This window comes from Methanoculleus thermophilus (assembly GCF_001571405.1).
GTDB lineage: Archaea > Halobacteriota > Methanomicrobia > Methanomicrobiales > Methanoculleaceae > Methanoculleus > Methanoculleus thermophilus.
Window position 1 is genome coordinate 12,932 of record NZ_BCNX01000008.1, and the last position, 24,388, is coordinate 37,319.

The following is a 24,388-nucleotide window of genomic DNA, read 5'->3' on the forward strand; positions in this document are numbered from 1 at the left end:
TTTTTCCCTAGGCCAGGAAGGCCAGAAAGGCGAAGTATCCCACAACCAGCACCTGGAAGATGAAGTACCCTGCGATATTCGCCGTGGCGTAGCGGAGGGAGGGCTCACGGTCCGGGGATCGGTGAAGAAACCCCCACACCGCAATCCCGAGCGGGACGAGCGATGCAAGCGCCACCGGGCGGAAGTCCACGGGAAAGAACGCCCCCGTCAGGGCAGAGACGACAAGCGCCGCGGTCGCGAGGCTCGCCGCGACAGCAATCAACCCAAACCCGAAGACCCGCCCCTTCCGTGCAACAAGGGTCGGCTTTCCCCCCGCGATATCCCCCTCCCGGTCCGGGATCTGGACGCTTATGTTAAAGACGAGCCCGTGGAGGGCGAGCGGGAGGGCAAACGCAAAGAAGGTAAGATCGAGGGTCCCCGCCGCGACGAAGTAACCCGCGCCCGGCATCAGGAGTCCGAAGGTGATCATGTTCGCGACCTCGCCGAGCTTGCGGTAGACGAGCGCGACCGGCGGCGCCGTGTAGAACCAGCCTATCAGGTTCCCGGCGATCCCGAAGACCAGAAAGATGGCCGGGTAGGTGTAGACGGTCACAAAGGCATAGCCGATCAGGAGCGAGGCCGCCATCAGGGTGACGGCCGCCGCGAGCGCTGCGGGTTTTAAGTGCGGATTTTTCGGGAGGACCCCGCTCCCCCCCGATATCGCCGTCGTCTCGACGAACCGGTCGGCATCGGCATCGAAGTAGTCGTTGCTGTAGTGGACCGAGAGGTGCGCCGCAGCCATCGCCGCGTAGCCAAAGACGAACTGCACCGGGGTGAACCGCGCCCCGAGGAGGAGGGCGAGGAGCGCCCCGGCGGCAAAAGGGATAAAGCCCGAGATGAGGAAAGGGAACCGGCCGAGCCGGATGAACTCGGCCAGGGCGCGGGTATCCATGGGGGGAGAACCGGCGCAGGTATATGTATAATTTTCTATCAGAGCGTGAGCATCGTCCCGACGCCCTCGTCGGTGAAGAGCTCGAGGAGGAGGTTGTGCGGCCGGTTGCCGTTCACGACGTGGGCGCCTTCGACGCCGTTTTTGACCGCTTTCATGCAGCCCTCGAGCTTCGGGATCATCCCGCCGGAGATCACACCTTCGGCGATCATCCTCTCCGCTTCGGCGAGCGTGAGCCGGTGGAAGATCTTCGTCCGGTCGGCATCCATCACACCGTCGACATCGGTAAGACTGACCAGTTTGAATGCCTGAAGGGCAATCGCGATCTCCGCGGCCGCAGTATCGGCGTTGATATTCAGGCTCTGCCCCTGCCGGTCGATCCCGATCGGGGCCACGACCGGGATGTAGTCCTGAGCGAGGAGGCAGTGGAGCACCTTCGGGTTGACCTCCTCGATCTCGCCGACCTGGCCGAGATCGACCTCCTCGATGACCTCGCCGACCTTCACCCGCTGCGGCTCCATCTTCCGGGCGATGAGGAGGTTGCCGTCGTTCCCGGAGATCCCGACAGCACAGGTGCCGCAGTTTGCGATGAGGGAGACGATCCCGTCGTTGATCTTTCCGACGAGGACCATCTGGGCGATCTCGAGCGTCTCGGCGTCGGTGATCCGGAGCCCCCCGACGAACTTCGGCTCTTTGCCCATCGCCTGCATCTTCGCCGTGATCTCAGGGCCGCCGCCGTGGACCAGGACGACCTTCATCCCGACGTAGCGGAGCAGGACGGCGTCCCGGATCACCGTCTCGAGGATATTCTGGTCGACCATCGCGTGGCCGCCGAGCTTGATCACGATAGTCTTGCCGTAAAATTTCTGGATGTAGGGGAGTGCCTCCATCAGCACTTCTTCGCGTTTCATGTCGTGTACTTCCCGTTGATCTCTACGTATTTCTCAGTGAGGTCGCATCCCCATGCCGTCGCCGTCCCGTCGCCGGCGGCAAGGTCGAGGTCGAACGTCACGGTATCCCCGCGCATCGCGGCCTTTGCCGCGACAAGGTCCGCAACGATCTCACCGCGGCGCACGAGCGGGATATCCCCGACGGAGAGCGAGACCGCGTAGGGGTCGAACTCCACGCCGGCCCGTCCGGCCGCAGCAACCACCCGGCCCCAGTTCGGGTCTTCGCCGTAGATGGCGGTCTTGACAAGCGGAGAGGCGACGACCGTCCTCGCGACGGTGGCGGCGGCCTCCTCATCGGGGGCCCCGCGGACCGTCACCGTAAGGAGCTTCGTCGCCCCTTCACCGTCGCGGGCGATCTGGACCGCAAGGTCGCGGCAGACGGTCTCGATGGCCCGCGCAAGTTCGTCGCGATTCACCCTGCCCGCGGCGCCCGTCGCGGTGCAGAGGGCCACATCGTTCGTGCTCGTGTCCCCGTCCACGACGACCCGGTTGAAGGACCGCCGGGTCGCCTGCCGGAGGATATCCTGGAGGACCGGCGCCTCGACCTCGGCATCGGTGTAGATGAACGCAAGCATCGTCCCCATGTTCGGGGCGATCATTCCGCTGCCCTTCGTGATCCCGCCGACGGTAAACGACTCCGTCTCGACGAGAGCGTGTTTTGGGAACGTATCGGTCGTCATGATCGCCCGTGCCGCTGCGGCCTCCGCGTCGGCGCTCCGGGCAAGGAGGGGTGCTACCCGTGAACACTGGTCCCGGATGAGATCGAGATCCAGGTAGCGCCCGATCACCCCGGTGCTCGCGACGCCGACCGAAGCCGGGTCGAGATTAAGCGCGTCGGCCGCAATTGCGGACATCTCGAGTGCGTCGCGGTAGCCCCGCTCGCCGGTGTAGGCGTTCGCGCACCCGCTGTTCACGACGACCGCATCGAGCCTGCCGCGGCGGATCCGCTCCATCATCACCTCGACCGGGGCCGCCCGCATCCGATTCGACGTAAAGACGCCGGCCGCCGTCCCGCTCGCCCGGATCAGGGCAAGCCCAAACTTGCCCTCCTTGATCCCCGCAGCAGTGACGCCCTCAACTGCACAGATACTCTTCATGACTCTTCCTCCGTAGACTCACCAAGACCCCGGACGATATCCGCCCGGGTGACGATCCCGACCAGTCTGCCGTCGCGGAGCACCGGAAGCCGGGCTATCCCCTCACGGAGCATCAGGGAAGCAGCATCGGCGATATCCGAGTCCTCGTCGATGGAGACGACCGGGCTGCTCATCACCCTCCGGACCTCCATGCTCCCGATATCGGTGAGCGCCCGCTTGGTCTTTTCCCAGTTGATGAACTCCCGGACCGGGACCTCGATCACCTCGAGCGGCGAGGGGAGCCAGAGGTCCTCGGAGAGGTCGCCGACATCGAGGAGCGATATGATATCGGTCTCGGTGACGATCCCCGCCACGCGCTCCCCGTCCATCACGGGGAGCCCGCCGATGTGGTGCTTCCGGAGCAATCCCGCCGCCTCGCTCACCGGCGAGTCGACCCGGACGGTCACCGGATTCGGGGTCATGACGTCCCTCACCTTCACCATCGCGGTCACCTCAAGGCAGCATCCCGGCGACGCGGAGACCGGCGTCTTCCGCAAACCCGCACATCAGGTTCATGTTCTGGATCGCCTGGCCGCTTGCGCCCTTGACCAGGTTATCGATCGCCGAGATCGCGACGACCCGGTCGCCCTCGCTCTCGACGGCGACGTCGCAGAAGTTCGTCCCGCGGACGGCCGCAAGGGTGGGTTTCTGGTAGCGAACGAAGAACTCGTCGGCGTAGAACTTCTTATAGAGCGCTTCGACCTCCTCCTGCTCCATGGGCTCGCGGAGGAGGATATGGGCGGTCGTCAGGATCCCCCGGTTCACCGGGAGGAGGTGGGGCGTGAAGTAGCACCGGGCGGGCGAGCCGAGCCGGGAGAGCTCCTGCTTCATCTCCGCGAGGTGGCGGTGGGTCGTCCACTTGTAGGCGCTGAAGTTGTCGCCGACGTTGGGGTAGTGGGTCGTCGCGGAGGGGGAGTTCCCCGCGCCCGAGACCCCGGTCTTTGAGTCGTAGATGATGGTGTGGGCGAGTTTTGCCAGCGGCGCGGCGGCCAGTGTCGCGCCGGTCGGGAAGCAGCCCGGGTTTGCGACGAAGGAGGCGCCCCGGATCTCGTCGCGGTGGAGCTCGGGGATCCCGTAGGGGGCCTTGAAGTAGGCTGTGTGGGGCACGCCGTAGGTCTTCTCGTAGATATCCTTCGCGAGCCGATAATCGGCCGAGAGGTCGACGGTCTTGATCCCCCGCTCCGCAAGCGTCCCGGCCACCTTCATCGCCGCCGTGTGCGGGACGGCGAGGAAGACGAAGTCGGCGTCAATATCGCTCGCGTCGATATTTTGAAAGACGAGATCGGTCAGCCCCCGGAGGTGGGGGTGGACCGAGGCGACGGGGGTGCCGTCGAGCTTGCGCGACGTCGCCGCGACGACCTCCGCGGACGGGTGGTGCAGCAGGAGCCGCATCAGCTCACCGCCGGTGTATCCGGATGCACCGATAATCGCAATTTCCATAAGAGAGGGTGTCTTTTATACAATCTTAAGGCTTTGTGGTGCAGCGCTCGTAGAGCCGGGCGGCCACGGACTCGATCACGTCCCGTCCCTCAAGCCCTTCAAGGAGGTCCGGCGGAAGAGCGGATCTCCCGTAGGTTGCGCCCGCGTAGGCCCCGCAGATGAGGGCGATGGTATCGGTGTTCCCCCCGACGTGTGCGGCGGTCGTGAGGAGGGTCGCAACATCGCGGATCCGGGTCATCAGGAAGAAGGCAAGCGGAACGGTCTGATAGACGGTGACGTCGTTTCCGATCACCGAAAGAGCGCTCTCGAGACTGATCCCCTCGTTTGCGAGGTGGACGGCGGCGCGAACTCTGCTGCCGAGGGTGGCGTCCTCGAGGGCGGCATGCTTCTCGGCAAGGGCGAGAGCGTTCGGGTGGCCGCGGACGGCGTGGTGGACGAGCAGCGCGACGGTGATCGCCCCTGCGTGGGCTGCCGGGTGGGTGTGGGTAACGCTGCAGGCCTGGACCACCCGTTCGGTGACGTCGACCGGTTCGTTGTAGAGGAGACCGAACGGGATCGCGATGCTGATGCACCCGGAGGTGTTCGAGGAGACCCCGGAGGGTTTGCCGCCGGAGAGGAGGAGGTGACGGCACGCGGCGTCAACGGCTCCGTCGGGGAACCGGAGTTCATCGTTCATGTACATCCGGGCAAGGGCGGCCGCATAGGCGTTCTCCGAGTAGGTGCCGTCGGCGAGCATCTCCGCCACAAGGAGCATCATCTGGGTGTCGTCGGTGAACTGCCCGGGTCTCAGCCCGGCGTTCGGGTGTCCCCGCCACGCCCGGCGGTAGCCGTCGTGGATGCGCAAAAGATCGGGGGGCGTGCTCTCCCGCGCCATGCCGAGCGCATCCCCGATGGCGGCGCCGAGGAGGCAGCCCTTGAACTGGTCGAGCATTTGAGTAGTATCTCTTGTAGGGCTGCTCATAAGGGTTGTTATTCAGGCGGCGGAGGCAAAGGGCCACGGGGGGTAAATACGGGTGAATTTAGCCCTACAAAGAGGGTGAGAGGGCAGGCGCCCCCGGCGAACAGGTGTCTGCCGTGGCGGGGTGGTGCGCGCGGGCGAGCCTGTGCGATTGTGCAGCAGAACGATGAGATCATCGCCCTCATGTGGCGGGGTGGTGCGCGCGGGCGAGCCTGTGCGAAGTCAGTTGTTTCGGTACAGGATGACCCGGTACCTCCCCACACGGTAGGGGTGCGGGTCATTCAAGGCCCGGTTCCTCTGCGATCTCCTCAAGCGGACGGCAGCGTCCGGCCCGAATATCTGCGATATCTTCTTCGATCCGCCGAAGCGTCTCTTTGAAGAGCGGCTCCGGGTCACAGGCCATCTCCAGAAGACGGCTCAGCACCTCGTCGTAGGTCTCCCGGGGGTAGATCTTTTTACGGCGTCCGGACGGGTTTTGTCTCCGGTCAACGCAGCGAAACGGCGGTAACGGCAACCTGTTCCACCCATTCAGGGAGGTGTTCTACCCTTTCGACGGATATTACCGTCCCGTTGGGCGTATCGACGATTACTCTGTAGTTCTCCCAGCCGGTGGTGTTGACGGAGCTCTTCCAGCCGAGAGTATCTCCACCGGCATCAGTAACGACGGTAACCACCCAATAGGCCTCGATACTCTCCCGTGCTGCAGGACCGATCTTTGGCGCCGCCTGCCGGAGGGGGGAAGACTGATGTATGCTACCGATTCTCCCGTCTCGTTGAAGACGCCGCCAAGATGTAACCTCCCTCGATCAGGTCCCGGACTTCGCTGTCGCTTTGCAGTATCCGGGTCATCCGGTCATACCCGGAGACCCGATCGATCCCGCCGTGTGCAGTTTCGTCGTCACAGGGAGTAAAGAGTAGTACATTGATCAAGCTCTTTATGAGGGCTGCAACAGGGTTACTGATAATCTCCAGAGTGCCCCAGGTACCGGTAGCCAGGGGCCAGGACTTAGAGATGACGTCACGCTCGTCGTAACCGTTGCCCGCCGGAACCGGGCTGAAGTACACGGGATCGGTCATGACCACGTCAACGGCAGGGCCGGACGGCTGCCCCGAGACCGTCGCAGACGGAATTTCGGGGAACGTCAACGTCACGTTCTCATCGAGCAGGATCATGCCGGGGTACTGCCGTGCGACCTCCTCAGTGATCGAAGCCCTCTCTGGGGTTTCAATGGGTGGATTGTACATCGACATATCCCGGGGCCCGACCCACTCGTCGAAGGTATCGAGCCAGTTCGTGGTGCCCCCGGTGGAGGGCGCCGGAGCGGCGGCGGAACCCGCCGGGAAGAGGAGGACCAATATAATGAGTATCTTGACTGTCCGCATACCCGGTCTCTTGGATTGATTTTGCATCAAATATCAGCCTCCTCCCCCGGCATCAGTACTTCATGTACATCCCGAGCACCGCCGACCCGCCATCGGACGTCGGGATGAGGGCGACAACCCTGCTGTATTCGTCCAGCCGCTGCGTCGACGTCCATGACGCGGCTCCGTCCTCATCGAACCTCTCCACCCGGAGGAGGGCGCCGCCGTAGTCGTTCTCGGCAAGCACCGCCGAGATGTAGCCACCATCAGGGGTCCAGGTCACGGGAGCGGAGGTATTGATCGTGCTCTGCTGTAGAATGCTCCCGTCCTCGCCAAGCGAGACCTCTAGAACCCCCACCGGCTCCGCACCCGTGACCCCGGCGAGCAGTGAGTAGCCGCCGTCCGGGTCCTTTCGGGCCGCCGCGAGGAGATACTGCTCTCCAGGATCGCCCTGAACCGTCGTGTTCCAGACAGGTATGCCCCGGTCGTCGAACTTCGCCGCTGTGATGGCTCCGGTGACCTCTGCAGCCTCTCCGGCGACGAGGACCCCTCCCGCCGGATCCGGGACGATGATCAGGAGGGAAATTGGGCTCACATCCCCGACCGGCTCCTGCCAGGTGAGACTGCCGTCAGCCTCGATCCTTGCAACACGGTCGCCCCCGACCGCGATCCAGCCGCCAGAGGCTAACGGCGCGACCGCCCAGTACTCCCCTGCCGCGGCAAGGTCCGTGCGGTGCCGTTCGCTCCCATTGCCGTCCGCAAGGACAACAAGACCGCGGGAGGCCGCGACGGCAAACCCTCCTGTATTGGAAGGCGCGATTCCCGTCCCGCGGTGGTCGTCCGGCGACGGGTAGGTCGTATCCCACACTCCCCTTCCCTCCCGGTCAAGGAGGATAACCCGCGGCGTCGGGTGGAACTCGCCTATATCCGAGACCGACCCGGCGATCGCGTAGCCGTCAGGAACCTCGATGAGGGAGAACGCTTCGTCGAACTTCCCGCTGTCGATGACGGTGAACCACTCCCGGTCCCCGGCATCGTCAAGTTTCAGCACCCAGACGTCCCCCTCCAGCGTTCGGTGGCCCGCCGTCATCGGCCGGTCGAGGCACCCGGCGGCGAGGGTCAGGAGGATAAGGGCCGTAGCCGCCGCGAGGGTCCAGAACCTCCCGGTCTGTCTCATCGCTTCACCTCTCCGTTGCACTTTTACCCTTCCCGCGGGACCTCCGGATGAGATAGTAGCCCAGCACGAGCACGATCACGGCTCCAAAACCGCACCCAAGGAGCATAGGGTTATAGAAGATACTGAACGCACTCCCGGATCCCTGATACCTCGTCGTATCTGCGGGTTCTCCAAGCACGATCTCTTGCCCCTCCCCCGCCGGAGATGCACACACTATACCGCTGCCGGCCAGGATGAAGAGCAGCAGGGCGATGAAGATCAGCCCTTTCCAGCCGGTGTCGTTCAAGAATCGTTTTCCCCCATCGGTCTTCACCTCGGCATATCCCACGATGCGCGCGGGAGGGGTCAACGTTTCTCTATATACCTTTTATCTGACACGCATCTACACATCAGGTTCTTCTGATCGGTGCCAGACCAAAAAAAAGCCCCCGATGGGCCGGAAACCCGGGCCGCGCCGAACGGTAGAGGAAGGAGTCCGCACCGGCAAGCGATGAACCACTCCCAGCCGGGATGAGCACGCTCCACCACTGCCGGCCGGGGAGGGCAGGGGGCCGGCGCCCTCAGGAGAGGCCGTGTTCACGGAAGAAGTCGGTGTAGCGCTTGTCCGAACCCTTGATATGGTTCGCCACCCAGTCGCGGAGGAAACTCATGACCTGGATAGAGAGGCCGAGTTTACCCTCATCGAATCCCTTCTTGAACTCGCCGACCTTCGCGACGAAGGCCTGGTGCTCGCTTCGGTGCGCGTCAAACTCGGCGTAGCCGAACTTCTGCATATACTTCTCCTCGGTCGAGAAGTGATACTCCGTGTAGGCGGCGAGATCTGTGAGCACTTTCCCAAGAACATCCTTCCCGCGCTTGTCGCGCATCGCGTCGTGAAGGTCGTTGATGAGCGATACGAGTTTCTGGTGCTGGTCATCGATCTCTCGAACGCCCACGGAGAGATCGTCTGTCCATTTCATGAATGCCATAAGCAGGAATAGGATCTCCTTCCGTATAAATTGTTCGCTATATTCCGAACAGAAATGGAACAGATCCGCAAAAGATGGAACTGCACCCATGCCGATCTCGCCGTGACAGCGGAGATCGCGTGAATGCCATTAACGGATTTCCGCAGGATGACATCCTTCCCTGCCGTCCTCGCCGCTCCTTGACCTGGTCCGGCAGTCCATGTTCCGCGGGGTTCAAGAGGCAGAACCGTAAAGGCAAAGCAGCACCCACACCTGATGAAGAGACCGGGTGCAGCGAGATGAACGGTGCGATCACGGATTTCCTGATAGTTGCGGACCAGATCTTCATCCTGGTCCTCCTGATTGCCGCCGGCTACGTCGCCGTCGCGACAAAGATCGTCGACCCCCGGGCCACCCGGGGGCTCTCGGGGCTCCTCGTCAACATCACCATCCCGGCCCTGATCATCGCCTCGATGCAGGTGCCCTTCACCCCCGAACGCCTCGTCGACGCCGAGACCCTGGTTCTCGCGACCGGAGCGCTCTATATCTTCTCGTTCGGACTCGCCTGGGCGGTCTCGAAGGCCATGCGGGTCACGGCCGCGGAGGAGGGAGTCCTCCAGTTCGCGATAGTCTTCGGGAACGTCGGGTTCATGGGGTTCCCGGTCTCTCTCACGCTCTTTGGGCAGGATTCGCTCTTTTACGTCGCGATATTCAATCTGGTCTTCAACATCCTCGTCTTCTCGGTCGGGATCGCGATGCTGACCGGGGGAAGGGGAAAGGGGTTCGACCCGAAACTGCTCTTAAACCCCGGGATCGCGGCCTCCCTCCTCGGGCTTGCCCTCTTCCTCGGTTCGATCGAGATCCCGAGCCCCTTCATCGACTCGATCGACCTCCTCGGAGGGGTGACGACGCCCCTAGCCATGATCATCGTCGGGGCGATGCTCGCGACCTTCCCGGCCCGGGAGATGGTCGGGAGCTGGCGGATCTGGACCGCGAGCGCCATCCTCCTCCTCGGGATCCCGGCGGCCTACTTCTACCTCCTCGCCCCGATCTTTGCCGACCCCTACATCAACGGAATCATGATCACGATGGCCGCGATGCCCGCCGCCGCAAACACCGTCATCTTCGCCGAGCAGTACGGCGCCGACTCCCGGCTTGCATCGCAGATCGTCTTCGTCTCGACGATCGGCTCGCTCCTCACGATCCCACTGATCGCGACGGTGATGCTGTAAGAGCCTACTCCGCCCCGGTCCGACCTGCGACGTCGGCCGCGACCAGGACCAGCGCCACCCCGCGACGATGACGAGTACGAGGACCCACTGGTAGGCGAGAGCCGCATACAGGCCTGCCGCGATGCCGACGGCGAGCAGCGCGGCGAGGTATTTGCGTTCCATGTTAACAACGAGGACGGCCTGGAGAGAGATGTCTTCTGTCACGCCTCTCTGCACTTCCGGGCGACGTTCCTGCATACGCCATAGAGGCGCCGGACAACGAGGAGCACCAGGCCGATGATGCAGAATACAACGAGCACGAGGAATACGAGACCGATAGACTGGGCAAAGAGCATGAGGAGAGGTTCGATCGCCGGGTGGAGCACCCAGATAGGGTCGTAGAAGAGCAAGAGGAGGAGCATCGCAACGAAGAGTCCCGTTAAGAGTGTGTCCATCGATATCTTTCGCTGCATGCTTCTTCCACCCCTTATATAAGATTCAGCCTCCGTTCAATGATGGCCGACGTGAGCAAAAACCTCCCCGGAGAGTATGTTCGGATCATCGAAGATGTGTTCGTAATTTCGAACAGGGACTATGTTAACCTGCCGGTGCGGCCCAAGGGAGGACATGTAGAAAAGATGCTCTCGCGGTGTGGTGATTGCGCCACCGACCAGAACCCTGCCGCCGGGGGGCCGTCCAAAATCCTGGACAAGTCTCCAAAAAATTGGACATAGGGAAACCCCGATGGGCCCTCACCCCCGGAGCGCCCGCATGAACCGCTCCCGGATCTCGGCCGGGGCAAGCGGGATATTTCCGACCGGCGCGTTCCCGGGTGCGAGGACCGCGTGGATGAAAGTCGGTCCCCGGCCCCGGCTCTCCCAGGCATCCTTGAGTTCTTCTTCGTCCTGCACCTTGCACGTCCGCCGGATCCCGGCGGCACGGGCGAGGAGCTCCATGTCCACGAGGCCGGAGGCCGGGGTGGGCTGGTTTCCTGTGCTCCCGAAGGCCCCGTTGTCCAGGCAGACGATCGTGAGGTTCTCCGGCGCCTCAGCCGCCACCACCGGGAGGGCGGCGGTCCCGAGCAGGCTCCCGTCCCCGTCGAGGACGACGACCTCCCGGTCGGTCCCGACGGCAAGCCCGAGCCCTATCGGGGTCGCCTGGGTGTAGCTCCCGAGCATGTAGAAGTTCAGGTCCCGGTCGCGAGCCGCGTAGAGCTCTTTAGAGGGGACGCCGATGTTTGCAACGACCGCCTCGTCGTTGAGAACGCCCGCAATCACCCTGATTGCGTCGTAGCGCCTCATCACCGGCTCGCGGAACGTCCGCCGGTACTCGAGCGCCGACTCGCGGGCCCGTGGCGGGGGCGGCTGCTTTAACGGGCAGGCCTCGTCCGCCCCCTCCCAGAACGAGGGGAGGATCAGCCCCACGTGCGGGCGCATGTTATCGTACGCATCGCAGACGACCTCGTCGATCAACCCCTCGTCCTCGGGATCGCGGATGACCGTATACGGGATGCCGAGCGCCTCAAGCACCTCCGGGACCGCCCTGTTGAACGGCACCTGGGCCGGGATCGCCTCCCGGTAGACCCCCCGCCAGCTCGCGAGGATCGGGAGGGGGAGGCCGAAGGTGACGGTGAGGGACATGATGGCGTTCAGGGAGTTCCCGAGCCCCGAACTCTGCATATGAAGCACCGGCCGCCGTCCGGCCATCGCAAGCCCGGCCGAGATCCCGACGCCGTCCTCCTCCCGGGTGAGATTGACCGCATGGAACCGCTCAGGGATCAGGGCGCAGAGGTCCTGCGTCCGGTCGCAGGGGAGGCTCGCCACAATATCGACCCCGAGGGCCGCAAGCCTGTCGAGGACGCAGCCCTCACGCACGGATGGCCACCCCCTGCCCGGCGAGCCAGGAGGTGATACCGTCCCGGACGTCCCCCGCGACGGCCTCGCCGGCCCCGACCCGGAGGTAGGGCTCGACCGGGTAGCGATCGAGGTCTTCTGCCGCACGTTGATACCCCCCACCGGTCACGTTCAGGAGGATATGCTCACCCGGTTCGACGAACCCTTCCTCCGCCGCCCGGAGAAGCGATGCGACCGCGACCGCGGCGGCCGGGTCGAGGTCGATCTCCTCCGTCGCCTCAAAGAGCCGAGCAGCACTCCGGGCCTCGTCGTTAGAGACCGCATACATCCTCCCGCCGGAGGCCGCGAGGGCATCGTAGACCCCGCCGCGGACCCCCCAGGGCGGGTGGCGGTTCGTGAGCACGCCGGCAAAGACCCGCTCGATCGAGGCCTCGGCGTCGGGCATATCCTCCTCGGGGACGATCTCCCGCCTCCCTGCCTCCCAGGCCCGGACCATCGGGACGAAGGGGAGGTTCTGGGAGAGGTGGAGAGCCGGGAGGCGAGTGCCAAACCGCCCGTCGGCGATGAGCCGGTCGGCGGCCTCCCATGCGGCGATCCCCCCCGTCCCGCTCCCGACCGCCTGGAAGTAGGCGTCGGGGAGCCTCCCGGCAAAGAGCGTCCCATCGAGGACCACCGTCCCCATCCCGTCCCGGCGGGCGACGTTCTTTGCCCCGCCCTCCGGGACGACCCCCGGGATAGAGCAGACATCCCGCCCGAAGGCGATCGAGTCCGAGTAGTCCCCGTCCACCGTGATGAGGCAGACGTTTGGGGACGGTGCCGTCGTCCAGAGCCGGTCGGCGGCGGAGGAGGGGACCACCACGACTACCGGCGCCCCGGTCAGGGCCGAGACCTGGCAGAAGGCCCGGCCGGTGTTCCCCGCAGAAGAGATCTGGAGGACCCCGGCCCCCTTCTCCCGGAGGCGGAGCACCGTCGGCTGGGCCTCGAGCTCCTTGAAGGAGCAGGTCTCCATCCGCCCGCCCCGCTCGGGCCAGTAGCCCGAGAAGGTGATGGTGAGGTTTGAGAGACCGAGCTCCCGGGCAAGCCCGGTGCTAGCGTAGGAGACCGGGCCCGCGTCGATCCGGAGGTGGCCCTCGATGGGGAGCCATGACGAGTAGCGAAAGACACCGGGGAGATCCCGGAGGACGAGCCGGGGTTCCCGGTAAATTGTTCGGAGAAGGGCGTTGCACCCAGAGGGGCAGTCGAGGGTGTAGCGGTCCGGGAAGGGGCGGCCGCATCCAGGACAGTGGAGGAGGTATTTCTCCCTCACCGCCCCCCGCCTCCGGTGAAGGTGAACCGGCCGTCAAGGATCATCTCCTTTATATCCTGACAGAGGCCCTCGGCGAGCGTCCGGCTGGACTGGCGGAGCGTGATCGGGACGCGCCTTCCTCGGACCCGGAGCGAGCCTTCATCGCCCTCGAGGGCGTTGTTCGGGCAGGCAAGACAGGCGAGGCAGGCAAGGCAGCGATCGCGGTCGATCCCGGTCTCGCGGTCGAACGCGCCCGTCGGGCAGATCGCGGCCGCAACGCAGGCCGAGCAATCCTCGCACCACTCCGGATGGTAGGTCACCTCCCACCCGGCCCCCTGCCAGATATCGGCGTAGGTCGTCTCATCGAAGACCTTGCGGGTGTTGATATCGGCAATCGGGAGCGGGATCTCCTCGTCGAGGACCCGGAGGGCCTCGACCTGCCGGTCGTCGAGGACCGGGATCGCAAAACCGAGGCTCGTGATGCACTCGGGCCCCGCGGAGGTCTTAAACCCGCCCATGTAGCGCGGCTGCATCCCGACCATATCGGCGATGGCCGTGAGGTTGGGGCGGGCCGCGCTGCTCCGGGTCCCCTCCCCGGTCACGATCCCGGCCGAGCCGTTCAGGAAGACCGGCGACCCGTCACGGATGGCGAGCCTCGCCGGGTCGTTCTGGAGGGGATTGATCTCGCCGCACCCAGAGATCGATACTTCCCGGTAAGGCCCTTCGAGCCCGGTAACCGAAAAGATCGTCCTCACCCGGGTCGGCTGGGTGTTGAGGTACGCAGTGTAGTTCTTGTAAGCGCTCCGCGTCGTGAAGATCCGGGCGTAGGGGAAGTCGTCGAGGGTCACTTTCGTCTCGATCGAGCGATCGGCGGCCTCCACCAGCACCTCGATCTCGCGCCCCTCGACGATATCGCGAAAGAGGTGCCCGCCCCCGTAGTCAGGCCCGGCGTGGGCGGTCCCGGAGACGATCAGGTCAAGCAGCCCCAGCCGCTCATTCGGGCAGGGGCCGGGCATGCAGGGGACGCCGTTTAACCAGACCCGTTCCGCCCGCTCGAACGTCCCGGGCTCGGCCACCGGGATAGAGAGGATCGCCGCGGTCCCCGACATCACCCCGCACGTCCCGGTGGTGACGACGTCGACGTCGGCGGCCGTGATCTCCGCGCCCTCGCGGACGAGGCGTTTGAATTCCGCGGCGGTGTAGACGACCGCCGAACCGTTCCGGATCTTCTCATCGATATCTGCTATACTCTTCATAACAATCGAATATCCTCCACCCGCACATGGAGACCCGAGGACTGTGCGAGAATCATGTTCACGACACCCGTGTGCGTAAGGTTCATCATGCAGAATCCGGGCAGGAACCGTTGCCGCATCCCGAGGACCGGTTCGCGCCGCACCGGCCGGGCAATCCCCTCGAAACCAACGATGTGATATGCCTCGATCTCCTTAAACTCTCTGTCCCGCGAGAACTCCGGGCCGACGACGAGACAGGTGAGAAGACCGGTCACCGGATTTGCGTGAAGGACCGAGAGAACGTGCTGGACCGGGCAGCCCGCACCGGTCGGCCTCCCGACGACGATATCGCCGGCCGCAATCCCCCACCTCTCCACGAGGTCCGGGCGGAAGGGGAGGACGATCTTTCGGGCCGAGACCTCGCCGGGGAGGGGATCGAGGATGAAGTCGTACTCCCCGCCGAGGGCGTCCCGGCCGGAGTAGCGTGCCTCGCCCTCGAACCGGGGGGAGAGGGGCCCGGAGGGGCAAAAGATGCAGTCCTGGAGTTCCCGCTCCCCCCGCCGGACCCGCTCGAGGAATGCCTGGCAGGTCGGGGCGCCGCAGGCCCCGCAGTCTTTTTCGGGCGGTTGCCATGCCACGGGGCTAGTCCCCCCGGAAGAGGTAGTCGGCGCCCTCCATCCTCCGGACGACCCCGAAGTGGTGCTGCCAGCCGATCTCGGTCTTTCCGATGCAGACGGTGCAGACCCCAAGCGGCGGCACCCCCCGGAGGGTGATCGCCTCCGGGTCGGTGATCGGCGGATAGTCCTCGATCGCCCGGAGGAGGTAGCGCATCCCGGTCCCCTGGACGGCGTTCGTCTCGACGATATCTAGATCCGGGTTCACCTCGCGGATCTGCTCCCGGAAGACCTCCTTCTCGGCCTGGGAGACAAGGTCGATCCGGGTCACGACCGCGATATCGGCGAGCGCAAGCATTGGGGCCATCTTGAGGGGCGTGTTCGTCCCCGAGACCGCAGAGAGGACGACGACCCCGAGCCCCTGCGTCGTGTAGGGAGAGCACCGGAGGCAGAGCCCGGCGCTCTCGACCAGGAGGAGGTCGGCGCTCTCCTCTTCGGCCCAGGCAATGGCGTCCCGCATCACCATCACCCCGGCGTGGTCCGGGCAGAGGTCGCCGGAGCAGATGCTCCGTGCCGGGATCCCGAACTCGGCAGCGAGTTCTTCGTCCTCGAACGCCCGGACGACGTCGATCTTGAGGTAGGCGATCCGGTGCCGGTCCTGGAGCGAGCGGATGGTCTGGCGCACGACGGCGGTCTTCCCGGCCGAGGGCGGGCCGGCGACGATAACAAGCCTCATACTCCGATCGACTCCGTGATCAGGTTGCCAGCCCGGATCTCCTCCCGCATCCGGCGGAGGATGTCGTCGAGGCGGCGGGCCTCCCGGAGGGCGGCGATCTCTCTCCCGTCAGGCTCGATGATCCGGTCGACCGCCCCGTCCCGCATCACGATCCGTCGGGCGGAGAGGAGGGAGACCAGGGGGTCGTGGGTGACGAAGACGACCGCTTTCCCCGCATCCCGGAGAACCTCGATCACCCGCTCCTTGAAGATCCCGGCGTTCTCGACCTCGTCGAGGAGGATGATCGGCGCCGCTGCAATCATGACGGCGTCCGCCACCAGGAGCGAGCGGGTCTGTCCCCCGGAGAGCGCGGTCATCCGGGCGTCGGGGAGGATCGGCTCGCCCGTGAATTCGTTGGCAAGGGCGATCGTCCGGTCAATGATCCCGTCGTCCTCCATCTTCCGGGACCGGACATGCATCGAAAGAAACTCTGCGACCGCCAGATCTGCAAGGCACCGGGTGTTCTGGGTGATCAGGGCGACGGGCTTGTGCGCCGGGTCGCGGACGAACTCTTCTGGAGGGTAAGCGCCGTTGACGAGGACCGTCCGGCCCGTCGCGGTGTCGCCGCGGGCGAAGACCTCGATATCGTTGATGAGGGCACTCTTTCCCGAGCCGGTGGGGCCGACGATCGAGATCGTATCCCCGGGCCGGATGGTGATCGCCTCGAACCGTTCCGGTTCGCCGCTCCGGCTCCGGCCCGGGAGGATCGTGACTTCCCGGATGGATGATGAGACCATATGTGAGCATCGTCATGGACATTCATAACTGTTTTTCTTTATTCCCAGAACATTAACCATAATAGGAAAATATTATCTTAATGATGATACAATAGTAGATAAATGCTCTCGAGAAAGATCTTTGAGACCGATTTTGCCGAGGCACTGTTGGAGGAACTCGCCCGGCAGGATATGAGCATCCGCGACCTCGCGGAGCGGGCCGGGATCCCGCCTGCGACACTCTACAAGCTCACGTCGGGCCGGGCTGACCCGCGCCTCTCGACCGTCCGGAGGATAGTGAACGTCCTCGAACCGCGGGAGAAGTCGTTCATCGCGGTCATCGCGGCCCGGTTCCTGCTCGACGAACTCGACAACCGCCACCTCACCATCGACGGGAAGGAGTACCTCATCCGGGGCTACGCGGCGGACTCCCTTGAGGAGTGCATCATCGCCGCGGTCCGGGCCGACAAGGACGGGGCGCTCGGGATCATCTGTGCACCCATCCTCGCCCCGATTGTGGAAAAGATCGTCGACTGCCCGATCGCGATCATCAAGCCGCAGCAGCAGACGCTGATCGAGGCGATCGAGACGATAGCAAAGAGGATTTAGGGGAGCCGGGGGGCACGGATCTCGCCGTCAGCCCCACGGCAAAGGTGGCGTCCTCTTTCGCCGCCTGTGTGAGTTTCGGCAGGAACAAGGTTCTCGCGGCGGTCACCGGGAGGAGGAGGCGCTCGATGGCCTCGGTGATGTCGCTACAGAGGAGGCGGATGTCCGATCGTTTTGGCATAGGCTACCTCGGCGGCTACCCGCTCACGGACAAGCGGTTTCAGTGCGTCGGGCGTCACCAGGTCGACGGGAGCGCCGAGGCGGAGCGAGAGGTATTCCTCGAGTTCGATGAAGGTGAAGAAACCGACCGGCCGGGAGAACTCAACAAGGATATCGATATCGCTTGCCTCGGTCTGCTCGCCGCGTGCGACCGCTCCGTTGATACCGATCCGGCTGACCGAGAACCGCGTAAAGAGTTCGCCTTTGAGCCGTTGCAGAGTCGTGAAGACTTCTTCCCGGGACTGCATGGATACCGGTATTCTGTCGGAGAGGTAGTAATGAATTGCTGCAGGGAGAGGCACCGACCGGCCGGAGCCCGCCCGAGCTCTGATTTCCGCAAAAAGGGTGTTATCCTTTGTTGTTCAAGTAGGTGATCTGGAGATCGATATGGACCAGTGCTTGATCCTCCGGGCTATCTGCTCCTGTTGGATTACGACAACTTTCGTGCCGGGCCAGAAGACCGCAAAACCCGCCGCCAGTGCCGTGACTGCGGCGGTGAGGAGGAGCGCCGGGACTACTGAACTTCCCTCTGTCATCTCACCATCTCTTCCGGCCGATGAGAAGCAACAGCGCCCCCACAAGCGAGAGGACCCCGAGCGCGGGACCGAACCCCGGGACCGTCCGGCTCGACGACTCCAGTTCCAGGTTGAGGGTGTTCGTCAGGCTCTCGAAGATGAATTCCTCCCGGAGGGTGGAGTAGCCCTCCTTCTCGACCGTGACCGTCTGCCAGTAGCCGAGGGTGTCTACCAGGTAGCGGCCGTCTTCTCCCGTTACGTTCGTCGCCGCAATGGGTTTGTCGTCGAGCGTAAACACCGACTCGAACCGCACCAGCGCACCGGGGACCGGGTTGCCGCCGGCATCCGTCACCCTGCCCGAGACCGCGATCGACGGCGGCGGCGGGATGCCGATGCGGATGGTCAGGTTCACACTCTTCTCGGCCCGGCGCCCGTAGTTGTCCCATGCCGTGACGGTGATCGTGTTCTCCCCGGTCAAGACCGGTACCGAGCAGGCGAACTCTGTCCCGTTCCCGCACGAGACCTCCCCCGCTCCGCTCCGGACAACCACGCTCCGGACACCTGCAGGGGCATGGACCTCCCCGACGACGGCGACGTGAGGCGGCACGACGTCGATCCAGGCTACGCCGCCCTCATGCAGGGAGGTGATCTCGATGGCGATCGGGTCTTCGACGGGCTTCGGGCTCTCGTCGATGACGGTGAGGATGGGCGGCTCCCCGGCCGTGCCGAAGACGAAGGTCGCGTTGTCGTGGTGGTAGGACCGGGAACCGCTCGGAACCTGGTTCACCCAGGTGCAGGGCTTCTCGACGCCCGCGGGGGTGGGGATCTTCGTGGAACGTTCGTCGCTGATGGAGAAGAGGTGGTTGCCGCCGCTATCGAAGATCAACGTCGTTCTGTCGGCCGTATGGACGACGATCGAGCCGAACGGTATCCCGAAGGCTCCCTCCGCGGTAACCCCGGGCTCCGGCTGAAGGCTCAGCTCGCCGGAGATGGCGATCGTCTCGATCGACTCGTTCACCCATAAATCGGGGACCGGGTATCGGTCGGGGTCGAACCCTGTATCTGCGCTCGCTGCCGGGATTGTCGCGAGCAGCACCGCGAGGAGGAGTGCCGCCGGCCGGATCACTCCTCTCATGCCTCATCCTCCAGCGCGTCTCTTTCGGCGGAAACGTACTCGACGTACGGCTCCGAAGCACCGTCCCGGACCGCGGTCCCAGAGAATGCATAAACCGGTCGGACCGTATCCTGCACGACACCGCGGGGCTCCATCCAGTAGCCGAGCGAGATATTCTCGATTGTGACACGGTCATAGGCCGCACTTCCCGAAGGGCCGACGGTCCGTGATGCGAGGAGGTCGGCGTACGCCTCCTCCGGCGATCTAACGGCGACACTGCCCTCCGGTTCCACCTCCCGCCAGGTCTTCACGAGCCCGACGACATCGCCGCCGTCGCCCAGGATCACCGCAAACTCATCGCCGTAGACCGGCAGCCCGTCGAGCGACCGGCCGAACCGGACGGCAACGGTAACGTCGTACGACGCTTCAGGTTCATCGCCGCCTGAACTCCAGACCTCGTGCCTCTGGTTCACGGCGATCTCCACGACCCGGGCGTCCGGTGACGCCATCCCGGTCTTTGCGAGGAAGGCACGCGCGATCTCCTCCGCCTCCGCATCTGCCGGGAGATCCGGCTGCCGGGTCACCTCGGCCGGCAGCTCACGGTCGGGGATATGGTAAGCCACGGCGCCGGAGTGCGCATACACCGAGAGCCACTCCTCCGGGTCCTTTGAGGTGTCGACGAGGCGAAACTCCCTGGATTTCTCGCTCAACTCTCCCGAGAGCCCGAACCGCCCGGCAATCCCCCGGACCTCCTCCCCCGTGACGGTGGCGGGGACGGCCCGGTAGAGCGTGCAGGAGTTCGGCGTCTCCGGGAACTCAGCGGCGAGAGAGAATTTATCCGCATCCGCGCTCAGCGGATTGAGAATCAGTATGCAGCCGACCGCAATCGCCAGGACGAATGCGCCGACCACGAGGTTACTCTTCATAACCCCGGTCCTGCAGTGGAGTAGTACCCGGGCGGCGGCGTAACCGGCCCTTGGTCCACCAGGACAGGGCCCTGCTGCTCGACATCCCGCGAACCGTATATGATATGCAACGGGGACGCCGAGCCCTCGGCACGCGCCCGGGGCTCAATCCCGCTGATCCAGAACGTCTCCCCACCAAACGTCACGCTCCCGATAAGGCCCTTCTCCGAGGTCGTCAGGAGGACGTCGCTTCCCTCGACGCCGGGAATCGTCCCTTCGTAGGAGTCGATGCCGTCGTCGATCTGCTCGAAGGTCATCCTCTCCAGACCGGCCCGATACTCCGTGCCGCGGATCCGGAGCGGGAGTGCTCCCTCCCGCACCTGGCTGTTGACGGCAGCATGGTCGAACGTCACGATATCGTACCGGGTGATGCCCTTCGGGATCTGCAGTTCCTCCGGCGCCGAAATCCCGGCGGCCGCAAGATCGGAGAGCGATGCGGCGTCTGCGACGATAACGGTCATCCCATCGCCGACGACCAGGACCGGGCCGCTCTCGTCCTCGGCCGGAGACCCGGATCCTTGGGCGCCTGCACCCAGCGCGATTGCCACTGCAACGATCAGGCATGCCAGGAGAGCGATACCTCCGATATGGGTTTGATTCATGATGTCTCCTCAAGGTGATGGGCGACCTCCAGTGATCGCGGCATCCACACGGGAGAGGTCAACGTTCCCCTATAAACGATTTCTGTGGCAATCATCTACACATCGGACCTTTCCGATCGATTCTGGACCAGGATTAAGCCGTTACGGGCCGGAAACCGGGGGCGCGCCCGGTCTCGGAGGATGAGCATTACGTTGCCGAGCGCGATCCCGGCGATCTACGAGTCGGCCCCGATCAACTCCGGGGTGGCTGCAGTAATCCCCGACGAGCCGACTTCGGGCACTGCTATGTCGCGGTTGGTGTGACGGGGGGCAACCCTGGGCGCTTCACCGCCGGGCGTAGTCGATGCGGATTGTGCGGCAGAAGGCATGATGGGATCTCGCTTGTAGTTCTTCGCGATTGAGGCCACCGTCTCCTCCTCCGGATCCACAAACACCCGGAGATGAGGACAAAAAGAGGATTGTCTCCACCGCGACCATCCTGCCGGTGCCGGGCCTGAGCACCGCCTCTCTGGGGCGTTCTGATTCGGTCACAACTGCCTCCCGGCCCGCAGTGCAAGCGCACAGATAGAAAGCGCCGCAACAGCAGAGAGTATCCCGAAACCCGGCGCGGCAACGGCCGGGTCGTCCAGAACCACCACATAAATATCATCTCCATCGCTCACCGCAATCGTCTGCCCGTCGGGCGACCACTGGTGCATCCGAAAGTCGTACCCCGGAGCAAGAGGTTGCAGATCCGATCCTCCATCGTCCATCACCCAGACCGACGACGGGGGACGGGACGCCGAATAGAACGCGATTTTTTCCCCGTCCGGGGACCAGATCGGTGTGCTGTCGATGTTTTCCGAGGTCAGACGGCGCATGTTGCTTCCGTCGGCGTTCACGATCCGGACTCCAAACGAGACGTTGTCAGAGGCGGGGTCGTGAGTCAGCGCGGCATAGAGGATTTTGCGCCCGTCGGGAGACCAGGAGAACTGCAGGACATCTTCCCCGTCGGGAGTTATCTGCAACCCGCCCGACCCATCGACGTTCATCACCCGGATCACAGCTGTGCCGGAGGCCCGGGAGAGGTAGGCGATCCTGTCGCCCTCCGGATGCCACCGGGGCATCAGGGCATCGCCCGAGGAAGTAAGCCCCCGTCCTCCGCTGCCATCCGAGTTCACGACCCAGATGTCGGCCTCTCTACGGATCTCTGAAAGATTGATATTCATCGAAGCACGACCGCCATGCTCATCGGCAGTTGCCTCCCTGATATCCGCGCCTCCGAAGAGGCACGACGTATACGCGATCATCCTGCCGTCCGGGCTCCACTCCGCCTCGTAGCCCCGCGGCCCATGCAGCCAGGGGACGACGTTTGTCCCGTTGGTCACCTGCACCGGACCGGTTCCGTCGGCGTTCATCACCCAGAGGTCGTATGAGCCCGATCTGTCGGATATAAATAAGATCTCCTTTCCGTCGGGGGACCAGGGGTTCGTGACGAAGAAGTCCCGCGACCCGGCCGGGGTCAGGTCCGTCCCGGCGGTCCCGTCGGCGGCCATCACCCGGATGGTCATATCCCCGGTGCCGGGGTCGAACGAGATGTACGCGATCCGCTCTCCGTCGGGAGACCAGAAGGGAAATCCGTCCAACTCGGGGGTATCGGTGAGCTGGAGGAACTCGGCCGCGGCTGCGGCTCCCGGGAAGAGGAGGAGGCAGATTGTGAACGGGATGATGCATAGCCTTTTGCAGTTCATGCTCTATGCCTTCAGGGGGTGGTTACACAGGAACACGTAGCCTCCTCGGTCAGTATCGGCACAGCGCTGGCACAGTAGCACTTGGCCTGGGTCGTAACCTCGACCGTGTAGGAGGGGGGAGGAGACGGAGACGAAACGATTAGGTTTGCCGAGCCCGCCTGTATTGAGGTGCCGGGATAACGATACTCATGCCGTCTAAACTGACCGTCCCAGCTGGCCTTCGCGATCACCGTCAGGTCGCAGCTGTAGCCCGGCCCGGGACACTCTTTCTCATGGAACGTGAAGCAACCGTTTGCAGACCATTCCACCGCAATGTATCGCGCACCGTCCGTCCTTTGATACAATTTTGCGGAGATTATTTTTGCCGATGCGTTATATTTGAACGTCTGGACGGGACCACATGAACCAAGGAGTTGATCCGCCATAGTCAGTCCCTCCGCAGGAGAACCGAGTCTTCGATCCCCTTACATCTACACTGCGGCAAATTTTGATCCAGCCGTCTCGACGAGACCCGACCGCGAAGAATATCTCGATCAACGGCGTCAGGCCCCCTGCTCTTGCCAATTCTTTCACACCCTGCCGTCCGGGTTCGCATGCTCACATGCCCGAGAATTGCATCAGGGCCACCAGGGAATGCTCTCGTTTTGATGTTTCGGTGCATTTGCTTTCCTCCATCGTATTACCCGGAGGCAGACGGAGCATACATCCTCTTTGCCTCCGGGCGTGTGGGGCTCTATCATCCGGACGTGTGGGGCTCTATCATCCGGGCGTCAACCGTGGATGGGGGGACCCCACGCATCACAGGATACTAATTCCAGTATCCACGATGGAGACGTCAACGCTCCTGTATAAACAATTTCTGTGACGCGTATCTACACGTCGGGCCTGCCGGATTGAATCTAACTGGGAAAACGCCACACCAAGCCGCGAACCAACGCCGCGCAGAGTGACCCGGGGCAAGTGCCATGCCGCCGGGGTCTCATCGCATGGTAGAACTCCTTCACGGCCACGCTGTCACAACCAGGTAGTATGCCCCTTCGTACTCCAGGTGTGGGTAGACCCATGTCTCCCGGCCGGGGCCGTAGGCGTCCTGGAGCGCCCTGCTCTCCGCGTAGGAGACGTTGGTTCCCCCGATGACACGCTGGCTCCGATCTCCCCACTCCCACGCCGAAGGGTTGCGCTCCTTACCACGGATGACCGCATCGAGCGCCGGATGCTGCTCGAAGTCCTGCTCGGTCAGGGGGACGACCACGTTCTCTCCTGGTGTCGTCTGCTCCATGACGTAGAGCATCGGCTGTTCCCCAGAACTCTCGTGAGCGTAGAGGGTGAGGGCGTCGGCGAGCATGAGGCCGAGCGCGACCGCGACGATGCCGGCAAGACCGCAGGTGACGATTATCCCCGCCGTTTTGAGCCGGTTGCCGGGTTTATGACCTTCTTCAATTCCTGCACCTCTTCAAGCATCCTAATGGATCAGAACACGGGTAGCATAGTATACTCCGTCGTACTCGAGGATCGGCGCATTCGCCGTATACACACCAAACGACTCGGTGAGCGCGAGGCATTCGGCCCCCGTCATCGGGACCGGCGTGGATGCCGGCACGTTGGGGTTGCTGCCGGCCTCCCGGATCGCGGTGGCAAGAACCGGGTGCTGCTGCAGGTCCCGGTCGGTCAGACGGATGACGGATGCGTTCTGCAGACCCTCTTCCCCGACCACCTCCACAACCAACATTTGCGGCGGACCGTCGACTCCCGTGATCAGGGTGACGAAGGTCGTAACTCCGAACATGACCGCCGCGACGAGGAGGACGACGCCGATGAACGCAACGATTCCTATGATGATCAGGCGCTTTTTGTCAGGTTCCATGCAATCTCCTCCCATATTGACGCAGGCCGGACAGATCCCGCACATCGGGGCACCGATTCCGGCAGCTATCGGTGAGAGCTCGACGTCCCTCTATAAACGATTTCTGTCACGATCATCTACACGTCGGGCCGCCTCAAGCCTGTTTGCTCCCGGCGCAAGGCGCGGCGGGCGAAACGAGGGTATGAA

General features: G+C 64.0%; 29 protein-coding genes. 2 read left to right on the top strand and 27 right to left on the bottom strand.

The annotated features are described in order from the left end of the window. Window positions 1–7 precede the first annotated feature (7 nt). From MCUTH_RS07720 to MCUTH_RS07770, 11 genes are all read right to left on the bottom strand, one after another. Window positions 8–931 carry a prenyltransferase gene (locus tag MCUTH_RS07720; protein WP_066957777.1) on the bottom strand — a complete coding sequence of 308 codons (924 nt, stop codon included), beginning with the start codon at window positions 929–931 and terminating at the stop codon, window positions 8–10. A 38-nt stretch (window positions 932–969) separates the two neighbouring features. Then, window positions 970–1,839: an acetylglutamate kinase gene (gene argB / locus MCUTH_RS07725; protein ID WP_066957780.1), complete on the bottom strand. Its 870-nt coding sequence runs from the start codon at window positions 1,837–1,839 to the stop codon at window positions 970–972. Next, window positions 1,836–2,975 carry a bifunctional glutamate N-acetyltransferase/amino-acid acetyltransferase ArgJ gene (gene argJ / locus MCUTH_RS07730; protein WP_066957782.1) on the bottom strand — a complete coding sequence of 380 codons (1,140 nt, stop codon included), beginning with the start codon at window positions 2,973–2,975 and terminating at the stop codon, window positions 1,836–1,838. The genes argB and argJ overlap by 4 nt, the downstream gene beginning before the upstream one ends. Beyond that, a complete protein-coding gene (locus MCUTH_RS07735) occupies window positions 2,972–3,454 on the bottom strand; it encodes a CBS domain-containing protein (protein WP_066958159.1) in 483 nt (160 codons plus the stop codon). Before MCUTH_RS07735 ends, argJ begins: the two co-directional genes overlap by 4 nt. A gap of 13 nt (window positions 3,455–3,467) precedes the next feature. Then, window positions 3,468–4,454, bottom strand: coding sequence for an N-acetyl-gamma-glutamyl-phosphate reductase (gene argC / locus MCUTH_RS07740; RefSeq protein ID WP_066957784.1), 987 nt, complete (start codon window positions 4,452–4,454; stop codon window positions 3,468–3,470). A gap of 25 nt (window positions 4,455–4,479) precedes the next feature. Beyond that, window positions 4,480–5,385 (bottom strand): ADP-ribosylglycohydrolase family protein, encoded by a 906-nt coding sequence (locus MCUTH_RS07745; protein WP_066957786.1) that lies wholly within the window; start codon window positions 5,383–5,385, stop codon window positions 4,480–4,482. A 304-nt stretch (window positions 5,386–5,689) separates the two neighbouring features. Beyond that, window positions 5,690–5,836, bottom strand: a complete 147-nt coding sequence (locus MCUTH_RS07750) for a hypothetical protein (protein ID WP_224732792.1) — start codon at window positions 5,834–5,836, stop codon at window positions 5,690–5,692. Between the two features lie 329 nt (window positions 5,837–6,165). Continuing rightward, complete coding sequence (locus MCUTH_RS07755) at window positions 6,166–6,795, bottom strand: hypothetical protein (protein ID WP_150468720.1); 630 nt, start codon at window positions 6,793–6,795, stop codon at window positions 6,166–6,168. A 52-nt stretch (window positions 6,796–6,847) separates the two neighbouring features. After that, window positions 6,848–7,951, bottom strand: a complete 1,104-nt coding sequence (locus MCUTH_RS07760) for a hypothetical protein (protein ID WP_066957794.1) — start codon at window positions 7,949–7,951, stop codon at window positions 6,848–6,850. Between the two features lie 4 nt (window positions 7,952–7,955). Continuing rightward, window positions 7,956–8,300 carry a hypothetical protein gene (locus tag MCUTH_RS07765; protein WP_236707443.1) on the bottom strand — a complete coding sequence of 115 codons (345 nt, stop codon included), beginning with the start codon at window positions 8,298–8,300 and terminating at the stop codon, window positions 7,956–7,958. Between the two features lie 211 nt (window positions 8,301–8,511). Beyond that, window positions 8,512–8,919: a bacteriohemerythrin gene (locus tag MCUTH_RS07770; protein ID WP_066957796.1), complete on the bottom strand. Its 408-nt coding sequence runs from the start codon at window positions 8,917–8,919 to the stop codon at window positions 8,512–8,514. 278 nt (window positions 8,920–9,197) lie between these two features. Here MCUTH_RS07770 and MCUTH_RS07775 point away from each other — a divergent pair, with 278 nt between their 5' ends. Then, complete coding sequence (locus MCUTH_RS07775; RefSeq protein ID WP_066957797.1) at window positions 9,198–10,130, top strand: AEC family transporter; 933 nt, start codon at window positions 9,198–9,200, stop codon at window positions 10,128–10,130. A 200-nt stretch (window positions 10,131–10,330) separates the two neighbouring features. Here MCUTH_RS07775 and MCUTH_RS07780 read toward each other — a convergent pair whose 3' ends face one another. From MCUTH_RS07780 to MCUTH_RS07815, 7 genes are all read right to left on the bottom strand, one after another. Then, complete coding sequence (locus MCUTH_RS07780) at window positions 10,331–10,582, bottom strand: hypothetical protein (RefSeq protein ID WP_066957799.1); 252 nt, start codon at window positions 10,580–10,582, stop codon at window positions 10,331–10,333. A gap of 279 nt (window positions 10,583–10,861) precedes the next feature. After that, window positions 10,862–11,983 (bottom strand): sulfopyruvate decarboxylase subunit beta, encoded by a 1,122-nt coding sequence (comE, locus tag MCUTH_RS07790; RefSeq protein ID WP_066957803.1) that lies wholly within the window; start codon window positions 11,981–11,983, stop codon window positions 10,862–10,864. After that, a complete protein-coding gene (locus MCUTH_RS07795; RefSeq protein WP_066957805.1) occupies window positions 11,976–13,268 on the bottom strand; it encodes a cysteate synthase in 1,293 nt (430 codons plus the stop codon). Before MCUTH_RS07795 ends, comE begins: the two co-directional genes overlap by 8 nt. Further along, a complete protein-coding gene (locus MCUTH_RS07800) occupies window positions 13,265–14,503 on the bottom strand; it encodes a methanogenesis marker 16 metalloprotein (RefSeq protein ID WP_066957807.1) in 1,239 nt (412 codons plus the stop codon). Before MCUTH_RS07800 ends, MCUTH_RS07795 begins: the two co-directional genes overlap by 4 nt. Further along, the gene (locus tag MCUTH_RS07805) at window positions 14,500–15,120 is read right to left on the bottom strand and encodes a (Fe-S)-binding protein (RefSeq protein ID WP_066957809.1); all 621 of its coding nucleotides are present in this window, start codon (window positions 15,118–15,120) and stop codon (window positions 14,500–14,502) included. The genes MCUTH_RS07800 and MCUTH_RS07805 overlap by 4 nt, the downstream gene beginning before the upstream one ends. 4 nt (window positions 15,121–15,124) lie before the next feature. Next, window positions 15,125–15,832, bottom strand: coding sequence for a GTP-binding protein (locus MCUTH_RS07810; RefSeq protein ID WP_066957811.1), 708 nt, complete (start codon window positions 15,830–15,832; stop codon window positions 15,125–15,127). Then, a complete protein-coding gene (locus MCUTH_RS07815) occupies window positions 15,829–16,608 on the bottom strand; it encodes an ATP-binding cassette domain-containing protein (RefSeq protein WP_066957813.1) in 780 nt (259 codons plus the stop codon). Before MCUTH_RS07815 ends, MCUTH_RS07810 begins: the two co-directional genes overlap by 4 nt. A gap of 102 nt (window positions 16,609–16,710) precedes the next feature. Between MCUTH_RS07815 and MCUTH_RS07820 the strand changes: the two genes are divergently transcribed. Continuing rightward, a complete protein-coding gene (locus MCUTH_RS07820) occupies window positions 16,711–17,196 on the top strand; it encodes a helix-turn-helix domain-containing protein (protein ID WP_066957815.1) in 486 nt (161 codons plus the stop codon). A 143-nt stretch (window positions 17,197–17,339) separates the two neighbouring features. Here MCUTH_RS07820 and MCUTH_RS07825 read toward each other — a convergent pair whose 3' ends face one another. The 9 genes from MCUTH_RS07825 to MCUTH_RS07855 form a co-directional block, all read right to left on the bottom strand. After that, window positions 17,340–17,660, bottom strand: coding sequence for a nucleotidyltransferase family protein (locus MCUTH_RS07825; protein WP_066957817.1), 321 nt, complete (start codon window positions 17,658–17,660; stop codon window positions 17,340–17,342). A gap of 114 nt (window positions 17,661–17,774) precedes the next feature. Beyond that, the gene (locus MCUTH_RS11745) at window positions 17,775–17,948 is read right to left on the bottom strand and encodes a hypothetical protein (RefSeq protein WP_161937583.1); all 174 of its coding nucleotides are present in this window, start codon (window positions 17,946–17,948) and stop codon (window positions 17,775–17,777) included. A 1-nt stretch (window position 17,949) separates the two neighbouring features. Next, a complete protein-coding gene (locus tag MCUTH_RS07830; protein WP_066957819.1) occupies window positions 17,950–19,062 on the bottom strand; it encodes a carboxypeptidase-like regulatory domain-containing protein in 1,113 nt (370 codons plus the stop codon). Next, a complete protein-coding gene (locus MCUTH_RS07835) occupies window positions 19,059–19,967 on the bottom strand; it encodes a calcium-dependent protein kinase (RefSeq protein ID WP_066957820.1) in 909 nt (302 codons plus the stop codon). Before MCUTH_RS07835 ends, MCUTH_RS07830 begins: the two co-directional genes overlap by 4 nt. Beyond that, window positions 19,964–20,608: a hypothetical protein gene (locus tag MCUTH_RS07840; protein WP_066957823.1), complete on the bottom strand. Its 645-nt coding sequence runs from the start codon at window positions 20,606–20,608 to the stop codon at window positions 19,964–19,966. Before MCUTH_RS07840 ends, MCUTH_RS07835 begins: the two co-directional genes overlap by 4 nt. Window positions 20,609–20,823: 215 nt before the next feature. Further along, a complete protein-coding gene (locus MCUTH_RS11585; RefSeq protein ID WP_150468721.1) occupies window positions 20,824–21,036 on the bottom strand; it encodes a hypothetical protein in 213 nt (70 codons plus the stop codon). Window positions 21,037–21,135: 99 nt separating this feature from the next. Continuing rightward, window positions 21,136–22,338 (bottom strand): PD40 domain-containing protein, encoded by a 1,203-nt coding sequence (locus MCUTH_RS07845; RefSeq protein WP_083524824.1) that lies wholly within the window; start codon window positions 22,336–22,338, stop codon window positions 21,136–21,138. A gap of 1,000 nt (window positions 22,339–23,338) precedes the next feature. After that, window positions 23,339–23,683, bottom strand: a complete 345-nt coding sequence (locus MCUTH_RS07850; protein ID WP_224732778.1) for a hypothetical protein — start codon at window positions 23,681–23,683, stop codon at window positions 23,339–23,341. Between the two features lie 117 nt (window positions 23,684–23,800). Then, window positions 23,801–24,202 carry a hypothetical protein gene (locus tag MCUTH_RS07855; protein ID WP_066957826.1) on the bottom strand — a complete coding sequence of 134 codons (402 nt, stop codon included), beginning with the start codon at window positions 24,200–24,202 and terminating at the stop codon, window positions 23,801–23,803. Window positions 24,203–24,388: the final 186 nt, after the last annotated feature.